General features: G+C 71.0%; 20 protein-coding genes and 1 pseudogene. 9 read left to right on the top strand and 12 right to left on the bottom strand.

The window, feature by feature from the left end; all coding sequences use genetic code 11:
* Positions 1-327 precede the first annotated feature (327 nt).
* From ACFQUZ_RS21460 to ACFQUZ_RS21445, 4 genes are all read left to right on the top strand, one after another.
* Positions 328-1,299: a sugar phosphate isomerase/epimerase family protein gene (locus tag ACFQUZ_RS21460; RefSeq protein WP_377445060.1), complete on the top strand. Its 972-nt coding sequence runs from the start codon at positions 328-330 to the stop codon at positions 1,297-1,299.
* Positions 1,300-1,326: 27 nt separating this feature from the next.
* Positions 1,327-3,423, top strand: coding sequence for a PQQ-dependent sugar dehydrogenase (locus ACFQUZ_RS21455; protein WP_377445059.1), 2,097 nt, complete (start codon positions 1,327-1,329; stop codon positions 3,421-3,423).
* Positions 3,424-3,829: 406 nt separating this feature from the next.
* Positions 3,830-4,366, top strand: a complete 537-nt coding sequence (locus ACFQUZ_RS21450; RefSeq protein ID WP_377445056.1) for a hypothetical protein — start codon at positions 3,830-3,832, stop codon at positions 4,364-4,366.
* A gap of 71 nt (positions 4,367-4,437) precedes the next feature.
* Complete coding sequence (locus ACFQUZ_RS21445; RefSeq protein ID WP_377445054.1) at positions 4,438-5,343, top strand: IS982 family transposase; 906 nt, start codon at positions 4,438-4,440, stop codon at positions 5,341-5,343.
* Between the two features lie 107 nt (positions 5,344-5,450).
* Here the strand turns inward: ACFQUZ_RS21445 and ACFQUZ_RS21440 are convergent, their stop codons facing one another.
* Positions 5,451-6,464 carry an MBL fold metallo-hydrolase gene (locus ACFQUZ_RS21440; RefSeq protein WP_377445051.1) on the bottom strand — a complete coding sequence of 338 codons (1,014 nt, stop codon included), beginning with the start codon at positions 6,462-6,464 and terminating at the stop codon, positions 5,451-5,453.
* A 196-nt stretch (positions 6,465-6,660) separates the two neighbouring features.
* On the opposite strand from ACFQUZ_RS21440, the gene ACFQUZ_RS21435 reads away from it, so the two are divergent.
* Positions 6,661-7,638 (top strand): helix-turn-helix domain-containing protein, encoded by a 978-nt coding sequence (locus ACFQUZ_RS21435; RefSeq protein ID WP_377445048.1) that lies wholly within the window; start codon positions 6,661-6,663, stop codon positions 7,636-7,638.
* Positions 7,639-7,691: 53 nt separating this feature from the next.
* Entirely contained in the window at positions 7,692-8,165 is a 474-nt protein-coding gene (locus tag ACFQUZ_RS21430; RefSeq protein ID WP_377445045.1) for a GNAT family N-acetyltransferase, read from the top strand.
* Positions 8,166-8,211: 46 nt separating this feature from the next.
* Here the strand turns inward: ACFQUZ_RS21430 and ACFQUZ_RS21425 are convergent, their stop codons facing one another.
* The 5 genes from ACFQUZ_RS21425 to ACFQUZ_RS21405 form a co-directional block, all read right to left on the bottom strand.
* Positions 8,212-8,667, bottom strand: coding sequence for a hypothetical protein (locus tag ACFQUZ_RS21425; protein ID WP_377445042.1), 456 nt, complete (start codon positions 8,665-8,667; stop codon positions 8,212-8,214).
* Positions 8,668-8,695: 28 nt separating this feature from the next.
* Positions 8,696-9,175, bottom strand: a complete 480-nt coding sequence (locus ACFQUZ_RS21420) for a hypothetical protein (RefSeq protein ID WP_377445040.1) — start codon at positions 9,173-9,175, stop codon at positions 8,696-8,698.
* 216 nt (positions 9,176-9,391) lie between these two features.
* The gene (locus ACFQUZ_RS21415) at positions 9,392-11,119 is read right to left on the bottom strand and encodes a DUF4012 domain-containing protein (RefSeq protein WP_377445037.1); all 1,728 of its coding nucleotides are present in this window, start codon (positions 11,117-11,119) and stop codon (positions 9,392-9,394) included.
* A 172-nt stretch (positions 11,120-11,291) separates the two neighbouring features.
* On the bottom strand, positions 11,292-12,524 hold the full coding sequence (locus ACFQUZ_RS21410) for a glycosyltransferase family 4 protein (RefSeq protein ID WP_377445035.1): 1,233 nt from the start codon (positions 12,522-12,524) through the stop codon (positions 11,292-11,294).
* A complete protein-coding gene (locus ACFQUZ_RS21405) occupies positions 12,521-13,990 on the bottom strand; it encodes a polysaccharide biosynthesis tyrosine autokinase (RefSeq protein WP_377445337.1) in 1,470 nt (489 codons plus the stop codon). The genes ACFQUZ_RS21410 and ACFQUZ_RS21405 overlap by 4 nt, the downstream gene beginning before the upstream one ends.
* A gap of 311 nt (positions 13,991-14,301) precedes the next feature.
* Between ACFQUZ_RS21405 and nhaA the strand changes: the two genes are divergently transcribed.
* Complete coding sequence (gene nhaA / locus ACFQUZ_RS21400; protein ID WP_377445032.1) at positions 14,302-15,630, top strand: Na+/H+ antiporter NhaA; 1,329 nt, start codon at positions 14,302-14,304, stop codon at positions 15,628-15,630.
* Between the two features lie 70 nt (positions 15,631-15,700).
* Here nhaA and ACFQUZ_RS21395 read toward each other — a convergent pair whose 3' ends face one another.
* Positions 15,701-15,922 (bottom strand): hypothetical protein, encoded by a 222-nt coding sequence (locus tag ACFQUZ_RS21395; RefSeq protein WP_377445030.1) that lies wholly within the window; start codon positions 15,920-15,922, stop codon positions 15,701-15,703.
* 119 nt (positions 15,923-16,041) lie between these two features.
* Positions 16,042-16,629 (bottom strand): TMEM165/GDT1 family protein, encoded by a 588-nt coding sequence (locus ACFQUZ_RS21390; protein WP_377445028.1) that lies wholly within the window; start codon positions 16,627-16,629, stop codon positions 16,042-16,044.
* A 319-nt stretch (positions 16,630-16,948) separates the two neighbouring features.
* On the opposite strand from ACFQUZ_RS21390, the gene ACFQUZ_RS21385 reads away from it, so the two are divergent.
* The gene (locus ACFQUZ_RS21385; protein ID WP_377445025.1) at positions 16,949-18,349 is read left to right on the top strand and encodes a serine/threonine-protein kinase; all 1,401 of its coding nucleotides are present in this window, start codon (positions 16,949-16,951) and stop codon (positions 18,347-18,349) included.
* Positions 18,350-18,389: 40 nt separating this feature from the next.
* Here the strand turns inward: ACFQUZ_RS21385 and ACFQUZ_RS21380 are convergent, their stop codons facing one another.
* The 3 genes and pseudogenes from ACFQUZ_RS21380 to ACFQUZ_RS21370 form a co-directional block, all read right to left on the bottom strand.
* A complete protein-coding gene (locus ACFQUZ_RS21380; RefSeq protein ID WP_377445335.1) occupies positions 18,390-19,067 on the bottom strand; it encodes a PIG-L deacetylase family protein in 678 nt (225 codons plus the stop codon).
* Positions 19,064-19,381, bottom strand: a complete 318-nt coding sequence (locus ACFQUZ_RS21375; RefSeq protein WP_377445332.1) for a hypothetical protein — start codon at positions 19,379-19,381, stop codon at positions 19,064-19,066. The genes ACFQUZ_RS21380 and ACFQUZ_RS21375 overlap by 4 nt, the downstream gene beginning before the upstream one ends.
* Before the next feature lie 19 nt (positions 19,382-19,400).
* Positions 19,401-19,601 (bottom strand): annotated as a pseudogene (locus ACFQUZ_RS21370) (hypothetical protein); the annotation flags it as partial.
* A 369-nt stretch (positions 19,602-19,970) separates the two neighbouring features.
* On the opposite strand from ACFQUZ_RS21370, the gene ACFQUZ_RS21365 reads away from it, so the two are divergent.
* Entirely contained in the window at positions 19,971-21,233 is a 1,263-nt protein-coding gene (locus ACFQUZ_RS21365) for a nucleotide sugar dehydrogenase (protein ID WP_377445023.1), read from the top strand.
* Between the two features lie 47 nt (positions 21,234-21,280).
* Here ACFQUZ_RS21365 and ACFQUZ_RS21360 read toward each other — a convergent pair whose 3' ends face one another.
* Positions 21,281-23,767 carry an ABC transporter permease gene (locus ACFQUZ_RS21360; protein WP_377445021.1) on the bottom strand — a complete coding sequence of 829 codons (2,487 nt, stop codon included), beginning with the start codon at positions 23,765-23,767 and terminating at the stop codon, positions 21,281-21,283.
* Positions 23,768-23,904: the final 137 nt, after the last annotated feature.

Raw genomic sequence — 23,904 nt, 5'->3', positions numbered from 1 at the left:
ACTTTTGTTCCAGCACTCGGGTCTTTTCACTGTGCGGGCAGTCAGGTAACGTCCCCCGCACGTCCAAGGGTTTACATAGATTGATGCAAGAGCGCCATCCGTAGCGGCCCGAGGGCATCGCCAGCGTCGGCCGGTCCGGCATGCCCTCCGACCGACCAACGCTGGTCAGGCCGCGACTCCATGTTGTCCACACCGTCGTCGAACGACCGACGGTCGATCGACCCTGCCCGATTGACGCCGGCACCCAGTGGCCGGCGTCGCCCGGCGGCTCGACCGGACCACACGTCGACCGGCACCTGACCCGATCCGCACCAGGAGGCCATCCATATGGACCATCCAGTCACCGGCTCCGAAGCCCACTCCCACGCCGACCGCGGACTCTCCCGCCGCGGCGTCCTCCGGGCCGCCTCCGTCGGCGCGGCCGCCCTCGGCGCGGCGGGCGCACTGGCCACGACCGCCGCACCCGCCGCCGCGTCCCCCGATGCGGCCGCTCGTCCCGGAAACCGTCGGGTCCCCCGCGACCGGATCAGCATCCAGCTCTACACCCTGCGCGACCAGCTCGCGATCGACCTGCACGGCACGCTGGAGGCACTCGCCGCCATCGGCTACACCCGGGTCGAACACGCCGGCTTCGTCGGCCGCACGGCGGCGGAATTCCGCGCCGCCCTGGACGCCGCCGGACTGCGGGCCACCTCCGGGCACGCCGGCATCCCGCAGCCGTTCAGCGCCTCCCAGTGGGAGCAGGCGCTGGCGGACGCGCACACGGTCGGCTGCACGTACCTCGTCCACCCGTGGTTCGGCGCCGACGCGGCAGGTCCGATCCGCGACGGCGACAAGTACCGGGCCTTCGCCGACGACCTCAACCTGGCCGGCGAACTGGCCCGCCGGGCCGGCATCCGGTTCGGCTACCACAACCACCAGAACGAGTTCTTCCGGCAGACCGCCGAGCAGCGGCACGGCTTCGACATCCTCACCAAGCGCACCGAGGAAAAGCTCCTCCACCTGGAAGTGGACCTGTTCTGGGCGTTCCGGGGAGCGCAGGACCCGGTCGACCTGTTCCGCAAGCACCAACGACGGATCCGCCAGGTGCACGTCAAGGACCTCAACGCCAACGGCAGCTTCGAGGACCCCGGCCAGGGACTGATCGACTTCGGCCGGATCTTCGACCAGGCCCGGCAGTTCGGCCTCGACGAGTTCATCGTCGAGCGCGACGACGCCGGCACCCCACCGCGCAACCCCGCCGACGCGCTGTCGACCGCCCGCGCCGGCTACCAGTACCTCGCCTCCCTCCGCTACTGACCCCACCCGCGAAAGAGGCAGACATCGATGAGAAAGGCCCCACTCCTGGTCACCCTGGCGGTCCTCGCCACCGGCCTGACCGTACCCGCGTCCGTCGCCAGCGCGGCACCGGGCGATCCACCGCCGGACGGCAGCTTCCAGAAGGTCACCCTCAACGACTTCCCCGGCGAACCGATCGCGCTCGCCGTCCTGCCGGACAACCGGGTCCTGCACACCGCCCGGTCCGGTGAGGTACGCATCAACGACCCGCGTACCGGCGCGAACGTGCTCGCCGCCAAGATCCCCGTCTACCTGCACGACGAGGAGGGCCTGCAGGGCGTCGCCATCGACCCCGACTTCGCTCGCAACAAGTGGGTCTACCTGTACTACTCGCCGCCGATGAACACCCCCGTGGACGATCCGGCCACGCCCGACGTCAACGAGGGCGACGCCCCGCTGGTCGGCACCGCCGAGGACTGGGCGCGGTTCAAGGGGGTGATGCGGCTGTCCCGGTTCAAGCTGACCGGCAACACGCTCAACCTCGACACCGAGCAGAAGATCATCGAAATCGGCACCGACCGGGGCATCTGCTGCCACGTCGGCGGCAAGATCGACTTTGACGGGGCCGGCAACCTCTACCTGTCCACCGGGGACGACACCAACCCGTTCTTCTCCGACGGCTACACCCCGATCGACGAGCGTGCCGACCGCAACCCGGCCTTCGACGCCCAGCGGACCTCCGCGAACACCAACGACCTGCGGGGCAAGCTGCTCCGGATCAAGGTACGGCCCGACGGCAGCTACACCATCCCGGCCGGCAACCTGTTCCCGGTCGGCACCGCGTTCACCCGACCGGAGATCTACGCGATGGGTCTGCGCAACCCGTTCCGGTTCTCGGTCGACCCCGTGACCAACGAGGTCTACCTGGGCGACTACTCCCCCGACGCCGGCCAGGCCAACCCGGAGCGCGGCCCCGCCGGACACGGCCGGTGGATGGTCATCGACAAGCCCGCCAACTACGGCTGGCCGTACTGCGTAAAGCCCGACATGGCGTACCGGGACTACGACTTCGCCACCGGCACATCCGGACCCGCGTTCAACTGTGACCGTCCGGTCAACAACTCGCCGCACAACACCGGCCGCAAGCAGCTTCCCCGCGTGGAGCAGCCGGAGGTCTGGTACCCGTCGGCACCGGCACCGCAGTTCCCGGGACTCGGCACCGGCGGCATCGGCCCGATGGGCGGCCCGGCGTACCGGTTCGACGCGCAGAACACTTCGCAGGTGAAGTGGCCCGCCTACTACGACGGCAAGCCGCTGTTCTTCGAGTGGACCCGGGACTACATCAAGGAGTTCCGGGTCAACGGCCGAAACCAGGTGACCGACATCCGTCCGGTGGTGCCCGACCTGATCGTGGACAACCCCATGGACCTGGAGTTCGGCCCGGACGGCGCGCTCTACATGCTGGAGTACGGCGACGGTTACTTCTCCGAGAACCCGGAGGCCCAACTGTCCCGCATCGACTTCGTCCGCGGCAACCGCAGCCCGACCCCGAAGATCAGCGCCGACCCGATCGCCGGCAACGCGCCGCTCACCGTCCAGTTCTCCAGCGCTGGCTCCAGCGATCCCGACGGCGACACCCTGCGCTACGCCTGGGACTTCGACGCCAACGGCACCGTGGACTCCCGGGCCGCGAACCCGACCTTCACCTACCCGGCCAACGGAACGTACTACCCGACCGTGAAGGTCACCGACCCCACCGGCCGGTGGGCGGCGGCGACCCTGCCGCTGACCGTCGGACCCATCGCCCCGGTCGTCACCCTCGTGAACCCCGTCGAGGGCCAGCCGTTCCAGTTCGGTGACACGGTCGCGTTCGAGGTCGACGTGGTCGACGACGAACCAGTGGACTGCTCGCGGGTCACCGTGACCTACATCCTGGGCCACGACCAGCACGGACACCCGCTGTCCACGGCCACCGGATGCACCGGCTCCATCACCACCTTCCTCGACCCCGGCCACGGCGGCGCCGACAACCTCCGCGCCGTCTTCGTCGCCGAGTACACCGACGCGCCATCCGACCCGACCGTCCCGCCGCAGAGCGGCAGCGACGAGGTCGTCCTGGAGCCGACCGAACCCGCCAGCCACTGAGCTGACGACCGGATCGGGGCCGGCGGTCAACGACGACCGCCGGCCCCCTCCACCACTCATCCACCCGACGTCCGGCCAGACCCGGATATGACGTCGACAGCTACGGGTACGGACCGGTGCGATCCGTTCGCCGGGGACAACCGACGTACCCGGCCTCCGGTACCCTGAGTCGCCGGTCCACAGGGGATGGCCATCAAGCCGCGAGAGGCCGACAGACGACGTGCTCAATCAACTTGTCCCCGGCGTCGTCTCGAGCCTGCTGGTCGTCCTGTTCGTCGAGGGCTACCTACGGCTACGAGGCCGGTATCACCGACGGTCACTACGCCTGGCCCTGGGGAATCCCCGCGACACCACAGTCGTGGCGCCGGTGTTCCCCCACCGCACGGACGGCATCACGATATCCCTCATGGGCACCCACGACGCGTACGCGATGGCACACATCCTCGCGGCATACCGGAAAATCGGGGTGGAGCCCTCCGTCATGTCGGTGCAGTCACTCCCGGACGGCCTGGACAACCACCTCACCTGCATCGGCGGACACGCGGTGAACAGGCTGACCAGGGCCCATCTCACCCTCTTCTGCCCCCGCTTCGTCCCGTTCGAGACCAGTCAGGAAGCCACCGGTCCGCGCACCGGCTACCGCTGCGGTTCCGACGACTTCGTCGACAGCGAGGACCGCGCCTGGGGCTTCCTCGTCAAACTCGGCCCCAAGCTGACCGGACGCTTGACTTCCACGATCCTGGTATGGGGCCTCGGCCCGCTCGGCACCTCAGCGGCCGGATACGTGCTGTCGGACCTGCACCGACGACTACCCGCGGAAAACCAGGACTCCTACTTCATCGCCATCCCGGTGCAAACCGTCATCGGTTACCGGGGAGTCAGCAGCGACTTCCTCGACCTCACCACCCGCGTCTGGCCACCCCCCACCTCCGCGTCGATCTAGACGATTGAGTCCTAAATCTGAGCTGGTGAGCGGGGGTCGTATCGCAAAGGGAAGGGTGTCGTTGTCTGCTCGTGACTGCTGACATCGACACCCTTCTGACCGCACTGTACGTCTTCGTTGATGATCACCTTGTTCCGCCAGGCCGTCGCCGGCCAGGACGACCTCGACGGCTGTCCGACGCGGAACTGGTGTGCCTGCTCATCGCCCAGGTTCTGCTCGAGTTCCCGCGTGAGCAGCACTGGATCCGCTACGCCCACGCCCACCTGCGTCACCTCTTTCCCTACCTGCCCACCGCCTCCGGCTACGGCAAACGCGTGCGAGCCAGTGGCGAGCTGATCGCCACGGTGCTGCGGTGCCTGGCCCGCGTCACCGGATCAGGTGTGCCGATCCTCAGACTGATCGACTCCACGCCGGTGCCATGCGGCGCATCCCGGGAGACCGTCAGACGCTCCGACCTGGCCGGGGACGCCGGCTACGGCTACAGCGCCTCACACTCGCGCTACTTCTGGGGCATGCGCCTGTATCTGCTGACCACCGCGGAGGGCATGCCCATCCTGTGGTGCCTGGCCAACCCGAAACTCGACGAACGCGACGTCATGACCGCCCTGCTGGAGGCCGACCACCACCTCATCGCCGAAGGACAGGTCATCCTGGCCGACCGAGGCTTCGCCGGAGCCGAGTTCGAACGCTTCTGCCACGACGCCGGCATACACCTCGTACGCCCGAAACGCGCCAACGCGAAGTCAGACCCCGCCCGTACCCCTGCCGAACGCGCGCTCCTACGCTGCCGTCAGTGGATCGAATCGATCTTCCAAACCCTCAAAGGTCAACTCTCGCTGGAACGCCACGGCGCCCGCCGACCAGCGGGCCTGTTCGCCCGCGTCGGTCAACGCCTACTCGCCCTGGCCGCAGTGATCTGGCACAACACCACCATCGGCGCACCGAACCTACGCTCACTGATCGCCTACGACCATTGACCAGCTCAGATTTAGGACTCAATCATCTAGGGCAGATGGTCGTGATTGGAGATCCAATCACGACCATCTGCCCTAGATCGACGGGGAGACCGGCTAGGGGAGGTGGGCTAGGGGAGGTGGGTCCAGGGGTGATTCAGGTGGGCGGTGGCCAGCGCGGTACGCCGGCCGCGTGACTCCCTGAGCAGCCACCGCCGGGTCCGCCGCGCCGCCTCCGGATCCGCCTCGAACGCGTACCCCACCTCCGGATTGACCAGTTGCACGGCGTGCACAAGCACATCGCCGGTGACGATGACCCGCGCCCGACCACCGTCCACCACCACCGACTGGTGACCGGGCGTGTGGCCGGGAGTGGGCACCACACCGATCCAACCGGAACGACGCCGGCCCGCCGTCACCAGCCGGACAGCGCCGTCCACCTCGTCGAGCTGACCGGTCGCCCGCAACGGGTCGACCGCGTATGCCCGGGCCTGGTCCCCACTCGGCAGCGCGGCCACCTCGGTACGCTGCACGACATACCGCGCGTTCGGGAACATCGGCGTACCGTCCGGGCCGACCGACCAGCCGAAATGGTCCTCGTGCAGGTGGGTGAGGACCACGGTGTCGACGTCCGCCGGATCGATCCCGGCCCGGTCCAACTCGGCCGGCAGCCGGCCCGGGGTGGGCGCCCAGTCCGCGGCTGGACTGTCAGCCGGCCCGACACCCGTGTCGACAAGGGTCACCCCGGCCTGTGGCCCCCGCACGACGAAGCACCGGAAATCCAGGTGCCAGCTGTCGCCCGGGCCGAACGCGGCCGGGTCGACGACCCGCGCCGCCTCCCAGTCCGCGGCCGTGGCCTCCGGGAACGCCTGCTGCCGGCCCAGGAAGAACGGGCCGGCGGCGTCCAGCAACGGCACCACCTCGAACCCGCCGACGGTCCGCGTCCCAGCCACCAGCCGCCTCGCCCGGCCGCTGCCGGCGACCGTCGACTCGGCACCGTTGACGCCCACCGGATCCGAGCCGGCCACGCCGGCCCGCTCAGCGGCGGAAGCCGCCCGACCGACGCCCACCGAACCGGCGACCGTCACCGCCGTCGCGGTGAGCAGGAACCCTCGACGGTCGAACCTGCCAGCTGTCTCACGCACGATGTTGCCCTCCCTAGCGACGAGATCCGACGAACCGGATCGGGTCGACCCGACGCTAGGTGCGACACCCGGTCGGGGGCGCCGCCCGGCGGATGGCTGACCTGATCCTGTCGATAGCTGACCAACCCGCACCGCCGCACCGGCCGGGCTACTTCCTACGATGGTCCCGACCGGTGTATCGCGTGAGGTGGTCCCCATGTCACTCGACGGCCCGCGGGTGGCCATGCTGGCGTACGACGGCGCGGGCAGCTTCGACTTCGTCACCGTCAACGAGATCTTCGGCGTCGACTACTCCCACCGCTTCGGCTCCTGGTACCGGACCAGCACCTGTTCCGTCGTACCCGGTCCGGTCGAACTCGACGGCGGGGTGACCGTGACAGCGCCCCACGGCCTCGACGAGGCTGAGGCCGCGGACCTGCTTGTGGTTCCGGGCTGGACCCGGGAGGAGGAGGTGCCGCCCGCGGCGCTGCTGACCACGCTGCGCCGCGCCTACCGGCGCGGAGCGCGGGTCATGTCGGTCTGCACGGGCGCGTTCGTCCTCGGCTACGCCGGCCTGCTCGACAAGCGCCGGGTCACCACCCACTGGTCGATGGCTCCGCTGTTGACCTCGCTGTTCCCCACCGCGACCGTCGACCCGCGGGCGCTGTTCGTCGACGACCGCCGGGTGCTGACAGCCGCCGGCATGTCAGCCGGCATGGACCTCGCGCTACACGTCGTCCGCGGCGACTTCGGCGCCGACGCCGCGGCCACCCTCGCCCGGCGACTCGTGCTCGCCGGCTACCGCGCCGGCGGTCAGGCCCAGTTCGTCGACTCCCCACTGGGACCGGACCCGGGAGATCCGCTGCCGGGCCTGCTCGACTGGCTGCGCGACCACCTCGACCAACGGTGGTCGCTGCCCGCGCTCGGCGAACGGGTGCACATGAGCCCCCGGACGCTGAGCCGCCGCTTCCACCGCCTCACCGGCCTGAGCCCCCACCAGTGGCTCACCCGGGAGCGGGTGCTCGCCGCCCAGCGGCTGCTGGAAACCGGCGACGAGCCGATCGGCCGGATCGCCGCGCGGACCGGCATCGGCTCGGTCACCAACCTGCGGCACACCTTCCACCGGGAACTGGGTATCTCCCCGCAGGCATACCGGACCAAGGTCCGGCAGCGCCGCACGACCCGCACGTCCTGACCGCGCGCGTTATTGCGAGGTTCTTCCTCCGCGGAGGCACTACCCTCTGGAGCGTGGCTGAGGTACGCATAGCGACTATCGCGGACGCGACGGAGCTGGTCCGGTTACGCGCGGTGATGCTGGCCAGCATGGACGGCCGGGAGCCGGACGGCGACGAGTGGCGACAGGCGGCACTGGCGACGCTCCGCAGCCGACTGGGCGAGCCCGAGCCCACCATGACGGCTTTCGTGGTCGATCACCCTGAACACGCCGGGCGTCTCGCCGCCTGCGCGGTCGGGACCGTCGAGCACCGGCTCGGCGGGCCCAACAACCCGACCGGACGCGTCGGTTACGTCTTCAACGTCTCGACCGATCCGGATCAACGGCGACGCGGCTACTCGCGGCAGTGCGTGACGGCGCTGCTCGACTGGTTCCGCCACCAGGACATCAGAAAGATCGACCTGCGGGCCACCGAGGAGGCCGAACCGCTCTACCGCTCGCTGGGCTTCGTCCGGACGCGGGATCCGGCGATGCGGCTCACCTCGTAGCACGAGGACCGGGAGCGGTCACCGGCGGCTGGTACGGACGCCGGACTCAGCACTCCGGTCCGACGTTCCCATCGTGGTGGCGACTCACACGACGGTGGCACCGCTCGGCCGACCATGCGCTGGCAAGCGTGAACACGACGCCCGCCAGCACCACGATCCGCAACGCGAGATCGTCGGTCCAGAGGGTCGCGACCAGGCAACCGAGGGTGAACAGCGGGAGCAGCCAGCGCCGCCGCCGCCACCGGTGCGACCAGGCGCGGATCATGTCGTCGGCGTACGGGTCTCCGCTGCGTCCGTCGCGCACCGCCTGGCGGACCAGTTCCCTGGTCCGCTGATCGCCACCGGCCACCAGGGGCCAGCCGCCGAACCGTGCGCCCGCCGTACCGTCCATTCCCGCCTCCCGAAGCACGTCGAGGCGTCCATACCCCGCCCCGGACATTCGCACACCCACCGCCACGGTGAGCGGGACGTGTGTGCCGGCCGGGTGGGACCGAAGTCCCACCCAGCCGGCACCCGGACGATGGCTGGGCTCAGTGCGACGAGTTCGCGCCGCCGCGCCGCCGCCACGCGACGGTCAGCAGCACCAGCAGGGCACCGATCACGACCGCGATGGCGCCGACCGCGATGGGACCGCCGAGGGACGTGCCGGTGACCGGCAGGTCACCATCGTGGGGCGGACTGGTCGGCGGCTGGGTGGGTCGGGGCAAGACGGTCACCACCAGGGTCGCCGTGCCGCTCTCCGCGCCGGTCGCGGTGACCAGCACGCTGCCCACCTCCTCGATGATGACCGAGGCCTCGAAGGTCCCGTCGGGTTCGGCAGTCACGGTGAGCGGACCCGGCAGTTGACGGGCCGGCAGCGCCGCCGGCGCCATCGCTCCCGCACCGCCCGGACCGACGCGCACGGGCGGCGGCGCCGGCATCCGGGCCGCTACGGGCAGCGCGCCGAAGGTGATGACGACCGTCTCACCAGGCTCCCAGTTGTTGCCGAGCAGGGTGAGCGGCTCGCTCACGAAGACCGTCGGGTCGGGGCTGGTGACCTCCGGCGCCCCCGGTGGGTACGTCGGTGGCTGTGGTGTCAGCGACGTGGTCGGTGAGGCCGTCGGAGAGGACGTCGGCGGCTGCGGCGTGAAAGGCTGAGCAGCCCCCGCCGCGGTCGGGACACCCAGGAGGGCGAACCCGGCTGCAATCGCGATCATGATGCGGGAAAGCCGCATGTCAGATCCTTTCTACTCGGAACAGGACGGTGCGGAACTGATACGGGTGGTCCACGGGGTGGCTAACGGGGTGACCTGGAGTTCGGCGGCGCCGCTGTCGGTGACCGGGGTGAGCAGGTCGACCTCCAGCACCCGGGTCTGCCCCGGGGCGAGGTCGACCGTGGCGACGCCGATGTGGCGGCGGCGTTCCCGGCCGGCACCCACACCGATGGGTTCGCCGTCCATCCGGGCACGCAGGACGGCCCCACCGGCCGGGCTGTAGACGGAGACGAGGGTCCGGACGGTGTACCGCTTGCTGGCCTTGCGCGACTCGAAGCCGAGCACGGACGGGCTGAGCCCGGAGCGTGGCGCGGTCGAGCCGAGGGTGACCCGAAGTCGGAGTTCGCGTCGTCCGTCGGGCCGGCAGTCCGCGACCGACAGCGTGGCCTCCGGCCGCAGGTAGTAGCTGAGCTTGGCGCCCGTGCCGTCGTTGAGGAATACGCCGACCCGCGGGGTCGTCTCCTGATCGGGCAGGATCCCAGCAATCGCGGTACCGGCGATGGTCTTCTGCTCCTCGGGATGCGCGCTCCAGAACAGCAGCCGCCGCTCGGCGACCGACTGGCCGAGCGCGGTGACCACGGCACGCATGTCGAGCGGCCGGGTCAGCAACGCGTCGAACACCGCCTTCGTCGCCCTGGCGAAGTACCCGTCCTGTTTCTCCGACGGCTGCCGGTAGACGTCAGAGAGCAGGGCCTTGACGGCCGTGGCACTGGTAAGCGCCGTACCTCCGGTCAGCTCGACCGGCCCGGTGACCCGCAGCAGGTGGGCCAGCGCCACCGGGTCGGTGGCCAGCACCCCGTCGACGGTCTGCCCGGTGTGCCGGCGATACATCTCGCGGTAGAGGGTGGCCGCCGTCGGGAAGTGCGGGCTGAGGTTCACGTCGGCCGGGTAGATGCCCGCGAGATCCCCGAAGAGCCGGCGCAGTTCGACCTCGACCGGCAGCGGATTGGCGAAGACGCCCAGGCCGGTGCCGGCTCCCTGCTTGACGATCCGGGCCCGCCCGTCGGCCACCCGCACCACCGCGTACGCGCCGAACATGCCTCCGGTCGCCCGTACCTCGGCCGGGTTCTGGAAGGCGAACAGGTAGTTCCGCTCGCCCTTGGCACCGAGCAGTGGCGGCAGCAGCATGGCGGCCTGGCGAGCCGCGAACGTCAGCCGGACCAGCCGGTCGAGGGTGTCGTGCACCTGCACGACCGCCTCGCGTACCGGACCGGCGAGGCCGTCGGGGGATCTCGCGAAACTGGCGCGGATGGCCTGCGCCGACGTGTCGGCCGCGGTGATGTCCCGGGCGGCGGCGCTGATGGTGGCGAGGTCCACCCGGCCGTCCCGGGGCGTCAGCGCGGCCACGTCCACCCGCAGCAGGTCCGGGAAGGTCCGGCGGGCAAGTTCGTCGAGGGTGGTGGCGACCTCGTGGACGGCGGCCAGGTTGGCTCCGCCGAACGGTAACCGGCCGGCCAGTGCCCAGGTCGGGTCGCCACTTGTGGTCCGGGCCGCGGCGGTCTGTCGTTGCAGGGCGTCCAGGGTGCGGCGGGCCTGCGCGACGTCACCGGCGACGATCTGGGTACTCAGGTCGCGGGCGAGGCCGGCGGCGCTGGTCAGGTGTCCCCGGGTCTGCCAGCCCCGTACCCCGACCCAGCCGGCGGTGAGCGCGAGCAGGGAGCCCACCACGAGGGTGGAGAGCAGGATCCGCCGGATCCGCACACGGCGTCGATGCCGGGCACTCGATCGGGTACGTGACGCACCAACACCGCTCACTGCGGGTTTCACCGCCCAGATCAATAGGTTTCGCAAGCGCTCTTTGCGCCTATATCTCTATAGCACGCGATTAGGGCGGTAAGTGGTATTTAACGCGTTTTTGGCATGGTTGGCGACATCATCGCCGAATGACCGCTTCGGTCAGCATGCTCTCAATTTGATCCACGCCTGAGCGCAGGGACATTTGCCGCAGGTAGCTTTCCCGGGCCCGTTGTCCCATCTGGGTCCGCGCACCCGAGGGAATCGAGGCGGCGAGGGCGAACCGGTCCGCGAGCGCCCGCCAGTCCTCCGGCGCGCAGGACAGACCGGACCGGGCATGCTCCACCAGGTCCACGGTGTCCCCACCGGCCGAGGCCACCACCGGTGACCCACTGGACAGGGCGGCCTGGAGCTTGGCCGGCACCGTTCCCCGCAGCGTCGGGAAATCGCGCATCAGAACGAGTTGGTAGTCCGCGGCGTGATAGAGGTCCGCCATCTCCTCCGGCGGGCGGTGGCCGAGGAACCGGACGTTCGTGGCGCCGAGATCCGCCGCCAGCCGCCGGGCCTGTTTCTCCTGTGGTCCGCTGCCGACCAACACCAGATCGAACATGGAATGGGTGGTCGCCGCGGCCCGGATGGCCGTCTCCACCCGCTGGTTCGGTCCCATGTTTCCGGCGTGCATTATGGTGCAACGACCCCGGTGTCCGATGGCCAGACGCCCCTCCCGGCTGGGCTGTGCCGGCCGGAAGATCCGCTCGTCGGTCCAGTTCAGCACCATCTGGATCTTTCCGGCGTCGGCCCCGCGGGCCAGCACCAGGTCCCGCATGGACGGCGCGCTCACCGCGATCCCGCTCGCCGCCTGGTAGACCCGTCGCAACGTACCGGACAACCCCCCGAAGAACATGCGGCCACTCGCGCCACCCACGCTCACCGGGGACGCGTTCACGGCGGAGCGCGGCCAGACGTCCTGCACGTGCAGCACCGTCGGAACACGCTTGATCAGGCGCAGCAGCCGGCCGGCGGCGACCGCGGTGGCCGGAGCGTCGTACACGTAGAGAGCGTCGATCCCGGCCAGATACCGGGGTGCGACAAGCGACGCGCTGGCCGCGAAGCTCAGGTAACCGGCCATCCGCCGGACCGGAGACCCGTCGTGGCTCGGATAACGCGGCACCCGACGGACGGTGAGTCCACCGGCGCTGCTCTCCTCCCCCCACCGCTGCCGGTAGCCCGGGTACACCCGGCCCGTGGGATAGATGGGGAACCCGGTCAACACCCGCACCTCGTGCCCGCGGGCGGCCAGTTCCTCGGCGAGGCTGCCCGGGATGAACGCCGGCTCGGGCGGATAGAAGTAGCTGAGGATGCCGATCTTCATCGCGGTATCCGGCTGAGTTCCTGGGTGGCGTCGCTGACCGGCAGCGCCGGCTCACCCGCCTGCGGCACCCCGTCGGCCACGGCCACCTCGGCGGCGGGCGGTCGACCACCGGCGGGCTGCCGGTCACCCGGACCTGCCGGCTCCGGCACCCGGTAGGTGTAGTACTGGGCGGCCTCGACCCTGGCCAGTTTCGCCATGTTGAGCGCGCACCCGAGCACCCGGGCGTCGACCCGCTCCAGCGCCTCGACGGCGTCGGTGACCTGCGCCGATGTCGTCCGACCGGCCCGGGCCACCAGCAGCGCGCCATCGGACTGCACCGCCATCACCACCCCGTCGGTGATGGCCAGCAGCGGCGCGGTGTCAATGACCACGATGTCCGCCAGGTCCCGGGCCATGAGGAGCAGGTCGGCCATCGCCTTGGAGCCCAGCAGCTCGCTCGGGTTGGGTGGGGTGCCACCGGCGGGCAGCACGAGCAGCGAACTGTCCCGCCAGGCCTGCACCACGTCGGTCAACTCGACCTCGCCGAGCAGCACGTCGGTCAGCCCGATCCCACCCTCCAGACCCAGATACTCGGCGATCTGCGGTCGGCGCAGGTCGCAGTCGATCAACATTACCCGCCAGCCCGCCTCGGCGAGCGCGATCGCCAGGTTGCACGAGGTTGTCGACTTGCCCTCGCCCTGCACCGCGCTCGTTACCGCGATCACCCGGGCCGGCTCCTGCAGGTCCACGAAGCGCAGGTTGGTCCGCAACCGGCGGACCGCCTCCGCCCGCGGGGTGTTCGCGCCCTCGTCCACGATGAGCGGACCGGTACGCGCCTTCCTTTCGTACGGGATCTGCGCCAGCAGCGGCGCGCCGGTGACCCGACCCAACGTCTCACCGTCGCGTACCGCCGTGTCCGTCACGCCGCGCAGCAGTGCGAGGCCGACGCCGACGACCAGACCGAGCAGAGCCGCCAGCCCCAGATTCCGCAGCGGCTGCGGATAGACCGGACCCGCGCTCACCCGAGGACCATTTACCACCTCGACCTTGACCAGCGCCGCCTGCTCACCCGGGCGGGTCTCGATGGCCTGCACGATCTTGACGAACTGGGCGGCGACCGCCTCGGTGGTCCGCAACGCCCGCGGCTGGTCCGTGTCGGTCACCGTGGCGTCGAGCAACACCGTGTCGGTACGCGGCCTCGCGCTGATCCTGGACTGGACCTGGTCGGCGGTGAGACCGAGACCGCCGTCGGCCGCCACGCTCTGCGCGAGCCGGTCACTTGTCAACAGGTCGGCGTACGACTTTGTCCGCTGCTGGAGGAACAGGCTGCCCTGGTAGGCCCCGACGACCCCGTTCTCCGAGGGCGCCGTGACGAAGAAGGTGACAGTGGCGGCGTACCGGGGTTTGGCGGAGACGGTCACCAGGCCGGCCACCCCGAGGGCGAGCACGACCGACACCAGCACCACCCACCACCGCCGCCGTACCATCCTCAACTGGCTCTGGATATTCACGACCCGACGCCTCCCCTCTCAGGCGACTAACGCCCCAGGCGGCAAAAGGTCGCTCAGCCCCCGGAAACATGCCCGCGGGACGAAACGTCGCACATCAACCGAGGCCGCTCACCGAATGTAAATGACCCAGCGCCTCCGGTGACCGGAATCGCCGAAGGTCCGGCCTTCGGTGTCGTCGGCCACCGGATCCGGCGGTTCGCCGACGCACCGGGTACGGTCGATCACGGCGTGCCGGGAAGTCTGGTCGGCGACGTGATGACCCCTGCCCAACACGAGGGAGTACGGCCATGACCGGCGGCCCGCCACAGGAACGCGGCTCTGAAACCCCGGATGGCCGCCGGCGACTGTTCAGCCGCTCCACCTGGCCCGAGGCCCGCTACGTGGCCGACATCCTGCGCACCGAGACGGTGGGCGGCGGGCTGTTGCTGGCCGGGGCGGCGCTGGCCCTGATCTGGGCCAACTCGCCGTGGTCCGACGCCTACACCAGGCTGGGCGGCTTCGTCCCGTGGCCCGGCGGCCACGACCTCCACCTGGACCTCTCGCTTGCCACCTGGGCCGCGGACGGCCTGCTGGCCATCTTCTTCTTCGTGGTCGGTCTGGAACTCAAGCGGGAGTTCGTGGCCGGTGACCTGCGCAACCCCCGGCGGGCGATGCTGCCCGTGGTGGCCGCCGTCGGCGGTATGGCCGTACCGGCGCTGATCTACCTCGGCGTGAACCTGGCGTCCCCCCGGGGCGCCCCCGAGGGCTGGGCCATCCCCACCGCCACCGACATCGCCTTCGCCCTCGCCGTCCTCGCCGTGATCAGCTCGCACCTGCCGCACGGGCTGCGGGCCTTCCTGCTGACCCTGGCGGTGGTCGACGACCTGTTGGCGATCACCATCATCGCCATCTTCTACACCGACAGCCTCAGCGTGCTCCCGCTGGCCGCCGCACTGCTGCCGATCGCCGCCTTCGGGCTGCTGCTGCGTGCCGGACGGACCTGGTGGTGGGCGCTCCTCCCGCTCGGCGCACTGGCGTGGGTGCTGGTGCACGCTTCCGGGGTGCACGCCACCATCGCCGGCGTCCTGCTCGGCTTCGTGGTGCCCGTTTCGGCCCGCGGCACCCGCACCGGTGGGCTGGCCGAACACCTGGAGCACCGGTGGCGCCCGATCTCGGCCGGCTTCGCGGTGCCGATCTTCGCGTTCTTCGCCGCCGGCGTCACCCTGCGCGGAGCGGACCTCGGCCAACTGGTCGGCGACCCGGTGGTGCTGGGGGTGCTCCTCGGGCTGGTGGTCGGCAAGGTGGTCGGCATCCTCGGCGCCACCTGGCTGGTCGCCCGGTTCAGCCGGGCCGACCTGGACGGCGGGATCACCTGGGTCGACCTGCTCGGGGTGGCGTTGCTCGGCGGGATCGGCTTCACCGTCTCCCTGCTGATCGGTGAACTCGCCTTCGGCACCGGCAGCGAACGCGACGCCGAGGTCAAGGCCGCCGTGCTGGCCGGATCCCTCGTCTCGGCCGGGCTCGCCACGCTGGTCCTGACCCGCCGCAACGCGGTCTACCGGCGGATCGCCGAACAGGAGTCGCGGGACGACGACGGCGACGGCGTACCCGACGTCTACCAGCGGCCAGAGGCGTAGCCACCGGGACGGAGGGCACCTCGGCCCGGGACGGCGCCGACGCGAATCCCGGCCGTCGGCGCCCCGCGCCTCACCGGCCGGTGTCGCGTCCCCGCGCCCGATCCGTCCGGTGCCGCCCGTCCTCCTCCGGACCGTCCGGCAGGGCCTCGCTGAACTCAGCGGTCAGGTCCCCACCGGGCACCGCGACCGCCTCGGCCGCCTCGACCTCGTCCCGCTCGCCGGCTGGCGGCGGTTCCGGAGCGGTGCCCTCACCGGCGAAGCCGTACTCGTTCGGCTCGTCATGCCTGCTCATGAACCCTCCCGACTCCATGTCCGACATCGTTCGTTCCTTGCCCCCAATCAGATGGTTCATGCCCACCCGGGCGCGCCCGGCGGCGCGCGTACCCGGCGACCCGGGACGAGCCGCGATGATCAGGTCAGCTCGGCGACGGCCTCCAGGATCAACCAGAGGCCGCAGATCGCGAACAGCACGGCGGCGCCGTACCGGATGGTCCGCTCCGGAAGCTTGCGACCCAGGTACCGGCCGAGCAGGATGGCGAGCGCGTCCGCCGCCACCATGCCCAGGGTGGAACCGAGCCAGGTGCCGAACCAGCCGTACTGGGTGGCCAGGGTGACCGTCGCCAGCATGGTCTTGTCACCCAGTTCGGCGAGGAAGAAGGCCACCCCGACGGTCACCACGGCGGACCGCTGGCTCCGCTCGGCCTTGCGCCGTTCCTCCTCGGTGAGCTTGTCCCCCCGCAGGGTCCACGCCCCGAACCCGAGGAACGCCAGCCCGGCGACCAGGGCGATCCAGCCGGTCGGTAACGCGGCGCCGACGCCGACGCCGATCGCCACCGACGCGAGGTGCACCACCGCGGTGGCGACGGTGATGCCGATAAGCACCGGCACCGGCCGGAAGCGGGTGGCGAACGTCAACGCCATGAGCTGTGACTTGTCCCCCAGCTCGGCAACGAAGATCACGCCGAAGCTGACCGCCAGGGCAACGAGAAAGCCCTCCATGAACATCCTTCCCGATCTTCAGCCGGGAAGGGACGCGGGCGACCTCGACCCGGCTGCCTACACAGCCTGAGTCGAAGGTCTCGCCCGCCACCTGGAGGGTGGCCGCGTGGCCGGGCACCGCTCGGGCGCCAGTGTGTCGACCACGACATTGGGAGCTACTCCCCTTCGCGTGAACGATCATAACACCGACCATTCCGGCACCTCTGACCTGGTCAATGGGCTCCCTCCGGAGAGCCGGCCGGACCGGACGCGGCTCCGGGCGGACAGCTCGCGGGGTGGGCACGCGTGGGTTCGCGTCCGGGTGGGTACGGTTAGGGACGTGCTGTGCCCTGGATCAATCCTGAATGACCGCTACCGGCTGGACGATCGCGTCGCCACCGGTGGGATGGGTGACGTCTGGCGCGGCACCGACCTGGTGCTGGGTCGACAGGTGGCGGTGAAGGTGCTGCTGCCCAGCCTGCTGTCCGACCCCAGCTTCATCCAGCGGTTCCACTCCGAAGCGCGAATCATGGCCGCGCTGCACCACCCCGGCATCGTCCAGGTGTACGACACCGGAGAGGACACCGCCGACGACGGCACCCGGTCGGAATACCTGGTGATGGAGTACGTCGACGGCGTTCCACTGTCCCGCCGGATCGACGAGGTCGGCGGGCTGTCCGTCGCCGGGACCCTGTCCATCGTCGAACAGGCCGCCCGCGCGCTGCACGCCGCGCACGGCGGCGGGATCGTGCACCGGGACGTCAAGCCCAGCAACCTGCTGGTCAAGGCCAACGGCAGAGTCGTCCTGGTTGACTTCGGCGTCGCCCGGTCGACCGGGGTGACCAGCATCACCAGCACCAACGCCATCCCGGGCACCGCCCTCTACATGGCGCCGGAGCAGGCCGCCGGCAAGCCCGTGTCGGCCGCCACCGACGTGTACGCGCTGGGTGCGGTCGCCTACTGCTGCCTGACCGGCGAGCCACCGTTCACCGGCGAGAACCCGCTCGAGGTCGCGATCAAGCATCTCAGCGACGAGCCACCCCCGCTTCCCGCCGAGGTGCCGGAGCCGGTCCGCGCCATCGTCGAACGGGCACTGGCCAAGGACCCGGGGGCCCGCTTCCCGGACGCGGCGGCGATGGCCGACGCGGCCAGCGCCGCGGCGAGCGGCGACTCGGCCGGCGCGACGATGCTGGCCGCCCCACCGGCCGTCGCGGCGACGACGGCGCTGGCCGGGGTCGGCGCGGCCGGGACACCGACCGCGGCCCGGCCCGCTGTCCGGTCGCACCGCCCGACCGAGTCGGCCGCGCCGGTCGGAACCGGACGGAAGCTACGCACCACGGCCGGCCTACTCGGCGCGGTACTGCTCGGGCTCGCCGGTCTAACCGCCGTGTTCGCGTTCCAGCCCGACGACGACCGGGGCGCGGGCACCGGCGGCGGCGCGCCCCCGCCGACCAGCGTCACCACCGGGCCCACGGACGACCAGGAGTCGCCCAGCAACGAGGACGCCGAGCCGACCCGGCCGATCCCGGCCGGTGTCACCGCGTCCACCGAACCGTCGATGGATCCCTCCGCGGACACTTCGCCGACCGACGAACCGAGCGCACCGGCAACGACGGAGCCGACGGACGCCCCCAGCGGCGGCCCCAGCGGCGGCCCCCCGACCGGGTCACCCACCGGCGGCGACGACGGTCCGACCCCGGATCCCACCCCGACCGACTCGCAGGGTGACGGCACGTCCTGACCACCAGGGACCCTGATACGGGCCGTGGACGCGGCGGGTCTCAAGCCAGTCCGATACCGCGCACCAGGACGAACGGCTCCGCCGCGTCGCAGCCCACCACCGTGCCCCAGTGCTCGGCGTGCACCCGCAGCGCCCGGTCGTTGCGGGGATGCGGCCAATCCCGCCACTCGGACCGGTAGCACCGGAAGGCGTCGAGCTTCCGCTCCACCGTCGCGGAGATGTCGACGAACCAGTTGGGCACCCACCATGTCTGCGGCGCCGGAGTCCACTCCGTGCTTGAGGTGGGGGCGAAGGTGAGCACCCGCCGCACCGGTTGCCCCGGCACCGGCCGGGTGGCGACCGCGACCGACGAGAACACCGTACGGTGATCGAGGTTGACGTCGGACTGCACACAATAGACGGTGTCCGGCCGGAACTCCGCGATCTGCCGTTCGACCACCCGGTTCACCTCGACGTGCGCCAGGGTGTCCAACCGCATGTCGGGCAGGTCCAGGTGCACGTAGTCGCTGACCCCCAGAATCGCCGCCGCCTTCACCGCCTCGTCCTGCTTCTGTCGCAGGATCTCCAGGTTTCCGGCGTACTGGGTGGACGAGCCATCGGTGACCACGCAGACGCGCACGGCGTCCCCGCGTCGCGTGTGCAGGGCAATCGTGCCGCCCATCCCGAGAACCTCGTCGTCGGGGTGGGCCGCCACCACCAGAATCCGCCTGTCACTCATCCCAGCACCGTCCCGGCCGGCAGCAGGTCCCGTAGCCCGTCCCCGGACACCGGTGACCCGCCGGCCAGGGCCGCCTCCACGACCAGGAGAGCCCCGTCCCCGCAGGCGACCGGAACGCCGTCCGGCCGGTGACTTAGCACCGTACCCGCCCGGAGGTGGCCACCGGCGTCGACGGAATCCGGACCGGGCCGGAGGGCACGCCCCCGCCACACGACCAGCTTGTGCTCCCCGAGCCAGGTGAACGCCCCCGGGTACGGTCGGGTGAGGGCACGCACCCAGGCGTCGAGGAAGGCGGCTCGCGTCTCCCAGTCGATGATTCCGTCGATGGCGGGGCAGCAGCGTGGGGTGCATGCCGAAGGTCCCCCCGGCCGGCACCGCGAGCAGGTCTTCCCGCACGAGTTGCGACCAGCCGATCACCCATACGCTGTCCGGTGCGAGCCGGCGGATCGCCGCCACGCAATCGGGATCGTTGACGTTCGTGGTCTGCACGAGTTCGGCGCCGAGCCGACTCGCCGTCTGGGTGAAGTCGCACATCCCGGAGATCTCCGGCCGGATCGGCCCGGGGAGCGTGACCACGCCCACCACCTTGGCCCCCGCCTCGGCGGCGGCGTCCAGGCAGGCACGGCCCATCCGGTCGAAGCTGATCCACACGACTCGACTCGACATCCGCTCTCCGTCCTATCGCTGTTGTCACCGCGTCCGCGGTCCAACTGGCGCATGCTAGAACCGGGTCGCGGGACACCTTGGGCACCACGCCGACGAGAGAACGAGTCGGATTAATGCGTGATCTGGTTCTATTTGGCGATTGGCATCGTCCGTGCCACCTTGATGCTTACTGACCCGATCAACCGGCTCGTCCACCTACGCTCCGCTCGGACATCAATCCTCCTGGTGGGAGCACACATGCGCGCGGACAAGGTTGTTGTCATCGGTCAGGGTTATGTCGGACTGCCGTTGGCCATTCGCGCCGTCGAGGCCGGCATGACCGTGGTGGGTATCGACCTCGACCCGGTCCGGGTCAAACGGCTGAGCGTCGGAGACTCCTATGTGGAGGACATCGCCGCGGAGCGCCTCGGTCGGGCGCTGGGCACCCGACGGTTCCAGCCGAGCACCGACTACGCCGACGCCGCCGGCTTCGACGTCTGCGTCATCAGCGTGCCGACACCCCTGCGAGACGGCACCCCCGACCTGAGTTACGTGCAGCGGGCCGGGGAGGCCATCGCCCCGCTCATCCGGCCCGGCTGCACGGTGATCCTCGAATCCACCACCTACCCGGGGACCACCGAGGAACTCCTACGGCCGCTGCTCGAAGCCGGCTCGGGACTGCAGACCCCCGGCGACTTCCACCTCGGCTACAGTCCGGAACGCATCGACCCGGGCAACTCGACCTGGCGCCTGGAGAACACCCCCAAGGTGGTGGCCGGAACGGACGCGGACGCGCTGGCCAACGTCCAGCGCTTCTACGACCGGATCGTGGAAACCACGGTGCCGGTCGGATCGACCCGAGTCGCCGAACTCACCAAACTGCTGGAGAACACCTTCCGCCAGGTCAACATCGCGCTGATCAACGAGATGGCGCTGTTCGCCCACGGACTCGGCGTCGACGTCTGGGAGGCGATCGACGCGGCGGCGACCAAGCCGTTCGGTTACCTGCCCTTCCGACCGGGCCCCGGCGTCGGCGGGCACTGCCTCCCCATCGATCCCTGCTACCTGTCCTGGCAGGTGAAGCGCACACTCGGCCGACAGTTCCGGTTCGTCGACCTGGCCAGCGACATCAACCACGCGATGCCCGAGCACGTGGTGCAGCGGCTCGTGCTGGGGCTCAACCACCGCGGCCGGTCCATCCGCGGCTCCCGGTTGATCCAGGTCGGGCTCGCGTACAAGAAGAACACCGGCGACCTGCGCGACTCCCCCGCCGTGGAGGTCGCGCAACGGCTCTGCCGGCTCGGCGCCCAGGTCCGGGTCGTCGAACCGTACGCCGACGCCCAGCACATCCCCGCCGGCGTGTCGCTTGTCGACCTCACCGAGCCGGAGGTACGGGCGGCAGACGGGGTACTGGTGGTCACCGACCATGACGAACTGGACTACCACCTGATCGAACGCGCCTCGACGTACGTGTTCGACACCCGCCGCCGCTGCACCGGCGACAACGTCGAACTGCTCTGAACCGCGTCGTCCCTCGCGACCGCCGGTGGCGCGGGACGACGACCCGGTCAGCGGCTGAGCGCCTCGACCACCGGCCGGCGCGCCGCCCGCTCGGCCGGCACCAGCGACGCGATCAGCCCGGCAACGACGATCACCGACGTCAGCAGCGCCACCTGCCCCCACGGCACCGTGACCGGAAACGATCCCCCGAGCCGGTTGAGCGCGCTGACCGTGCCGGCGGCGACGGCGGTGCCGAGCGCCAGCCCCAGCACCGTACCGGTCAGCGCGGTCAAGGCACCCTCGACGGCGAGCATCGCCCGCAACCGCCCCCGGGTCAGACCCACCGCTCGCAGCACCGCGTTCTCCCGGACCCGCTCGACCACCGACAGGGCCACCGTGTTCGCCACGCCCACCAGCGAGATGACGACCGCGAGTCCGATCAGGGCGGTGACGAAGGCCAGCACGGAGTCGACCGCACCGGTCATCATCTTCCGGTAGTCGGCCCGATCCAGATAGGTGACGGTCGGATGCGCCGTCAGCACCTCCCGCAGGCTTTCCCGCACCCGATCGACCGGCACCCCCTCCGCACCCCGCACCTGGGCGAGGTAACCCCGCCGGTCCGGAAACAGGGCGGAGAAGTCGCCGTCCGAGACGACGACCGTCTGGTCGGCCGCCGGTCCGCCGGCCGCGCCGCCGGGGTCGACGCCCCCGCTCACCGCCGTCACCACCGCCACGACCCGCAGGTCCCGGTCCGCCACCCGAACGGTGGAACCCACCCCGAGAGCACGCTCGGTGGCCAACCGCCGATGCACCGCCGCCGCACCCGGTCCCAGCCGGGACAGGTCGCCCTCCACCACCCGCAACGTCCGGGCCGACAACACCGGATCCGCCGACGTGACCCGCACTCCCGCCACCTCCGCGGTGCGCGGCTCGTGCACCGTCCGCACCTCCGGTCGGGCCCGCAGGTCCTCGACCACACCGCGGGGCAGTTCGGCCCCGACGGCGGTCACCACATGGTCGGCACCGATCCGGCGGTCGACATCGCGTTCGATGCCCGCCTTGACGCTGCCCGCACCGACCAGGAACGCCGACACCAGACCGATTCCGATCACCATCGACGTGGCCGTCGCCGCCACCCTGCGGGGATTGCCCGTCGCGTTGCGGGCCGCCAGGGACGCGATCCGGCCGACCAGCAGCCGAGCCGGCCCGCCGATCAACCACACCAGCGCCGGCACCAACGCCGGTCCGAACAGAACGATGCCGCCGAACGCGCTGACCCCGCCGAACGCGACAAGCACCAGGTTCCCCGCCATCCCGGCGAACACCAACGCGGCCGCACCGGCCACCACCGCCACCGCACCGGCCGCCAGCCGGAACCGACCAGCCGACCTGGCCTCCACCAACGCGGCATCGGTGAGCGCCGCCACCGGCGGCACCCGGGTCCCCCGCCACGCCGGCCGGGCCGCCGCGACCATGGTCATCAACGTCCCGACGCCGAGGCAGGTGAGCACGGTCGACGCCCGCACCGTCACGTCCACGGTCAGCGGAAGGTCCGTCGCCGCGAGGACCGGCCCCGACGCCGCGGCCAGCCCGGCACCGACAAGCACCCCCGCCGCCGACCCCAGCAGACCGATCACCCCGGACTCCACCAGCACCGACCGGAACGCCTGACCGCGACCGCCGCCGACCGCCCGCAGCAGAGCGATCCGGCGGGCCCGCTGGGCCAGCACGATCGTGAAGGTGTTCGCGATGACGAACGCGGCCACCAACAGCGACACCGCCGCGAACGACAACAGCACCAGATTGAACTGCGTGACGTCCCGCACGGCCGCCCGCAACTCACCGTCGCGCACCTCGGCGCGGTCCCGCACCTGGTACGCCGACCCGAGCGCGACACCGATCCGGCCCGCCAACGCCGCCGGCGCGATCCCCGGCTCGGCGGCCACCACAATGCGCCCGTACCCGTCCCCGCCAGCGACCCGGAGCGCGTCATCGACGGTCAACCCGACGAACACGCCCCGGTCCCGCCGGGTCCCGGTGACGTCCACGGTGCCCACCAGCGTGTACGGGTCGGCGGTCGCACCGGCACCACCGACCCGCACCGGCCCGCCGAGCCGGAACCCCTCCTCCCGTGCGGTACGGGTGTCCAGCACCAGTTCCCCCGGTGCCGCCGGCAACCGTCCCGACCGCACGTCGTACGACTGGAGCGCCGGGTCGTCCGGGACGCTGGCCAGCACGGTCCAGCCCGGCACCCGGGCGCCATCGGCGCCCAGCACTCCAGCGGTGTCCACCACCTCACCGGTGACCGCCCGGACCCCGGCGACCGCCCGCACCTGGTCAATCAGGCGCGGCTCCATCGTCGAGCCGTCGACCGCGGCCACCGCGACGTCGGTGTGCCGGTCGAACGCGCCGGCCCGGTCGGTCGCCGCGGTGCGCATGCCGTCGGTGAGGATCAGCGTCCCGGCGAGGAACGCGACACCGAGCACCACGGCCAGCGCCGAGAGGACGAGCCTCGTCCCGTCCTGCCGGAGCGCGCGCAACGTCACAATGATCATGCGGCAACGCTAGATCCGCCGCCGGTCGGAGTCGTCCTCCCCGATGGCCGTCGGTCCGTGCGCCCAGGGTCGGACCTCAGCCGAAACCCGTACACCTCAAGTCGCACCCCGCCCCTCCCCCGCGCCCCTCCCCCTCC

It is taken from the genome of Plantactinospora sp. GCM10030261 (assembly GCF_042666615.1).
Taxonomy (GTDB): Bacteria; Actinomycetota; Actinomycetes; order Mycobacteriales; family Micromonosporaceae; genus KBS50.
The sequence above is the reverse complement of the archived record's forward strand: the minus strand, read 5'-3'. Positions and strand labels throughout refer to the sequence as shown.

What these genes read in the sequence shown, in the direction of transcription:
- ACFQUZ_RS21365 (WP_377445023.1), top strand. Translation starts at nt 19,971, where the DNA reads ATGCGCGCGGACAAGGTTGTTGTCATCGGTCAGGGTTATGTCGGACTG.
- ACFQUZ_RS21405 (WP_377445337.1), bottom strand. Translation starts at nt 13,990, where the DNA reads ATGGTACGGCGGCGGTGGTGGGTGGTGCTGGTGTCGGTCGTGCTCGCC.
- ACFQUZ_RS21460 (WP_377445060.1), top strand. Translation starts at nt 328, where the DNA reads ATGGACCATCCAGTCACCGGCTCCGAAGCCCACTCCCACGCCGACCGC.
- ACFQUZ_RS21380 (WP_377445335.1), bottom strand. Translation starts at nt 19,067, where the DNA reads ATGAGTGACAGGCGGATTCTGGTGGTGGCGGCCCACCCCGACGACGAG.
- ACFQUZ_RS21455 (WP_377445059.1), top strand. Translation starts at nt 1,327, where the DNA reads ATGAGAAAGGCCCCACTCCTGGTCACCCTGGCGGTCCTCGCCACCGGC.
- nhaA (WP_377445032.1), top strand. Translation starts at nt 14,302, where the DNA reads ATGACCGGCGGCCCGCCACAGGAACGCGGCTCTGAAACCCCGGATGGC.
- ACFQUZ_RS21395 (WP_377445030.1), bottom strand. Translation starts at nt 15,922, where the DNA reads ATGAGCAGGCATGACGAGCCGAACGAGTACGGCTTCGCCGGTGAGGGC.
- ACFQUZ_RS21435 (WP_377445048.1), top strand. Translation starts at nt 6,661, where the DNA reads ATGTCACTCGACGGCCCGCGGGTGGCCATGCTGGCGTACGACGGCGCG.
- ACFQUZ_RS21360 (WP_377445021.1), bottom strand. Translation starts at nt 23,767, where the DNA reads ATGATCATTGTGACGTTGCGCGCGCTCCGGCAGGACGGGACGAGGCTC.
- ACFQUZ_RS21450 (WP_377445056.1), top strand. Translation starts at nt 3,830, where the DNA reads ATGGGCACCCACGACGCGTACGCGATGGCACACATCCTCGCGGCATAC.
- ACFQUZ_RS21390 (WP_377445028.1), bottom strand. Translation starts at nt 16,629, where the DNA reads ATGGAGGGCTTTCTCGTTGCCCTGGCGGTCAGCTTCGGCGTGATCTTC.
- ACFQUZ_RS21410 (WP_377445035.1), bottom strand. Translation starts at nt 12,524, where the DNA reads ATGAAGATCGGCATCCTCAGCTACTTCTATCCGCCCGAGCCGGCGTTC.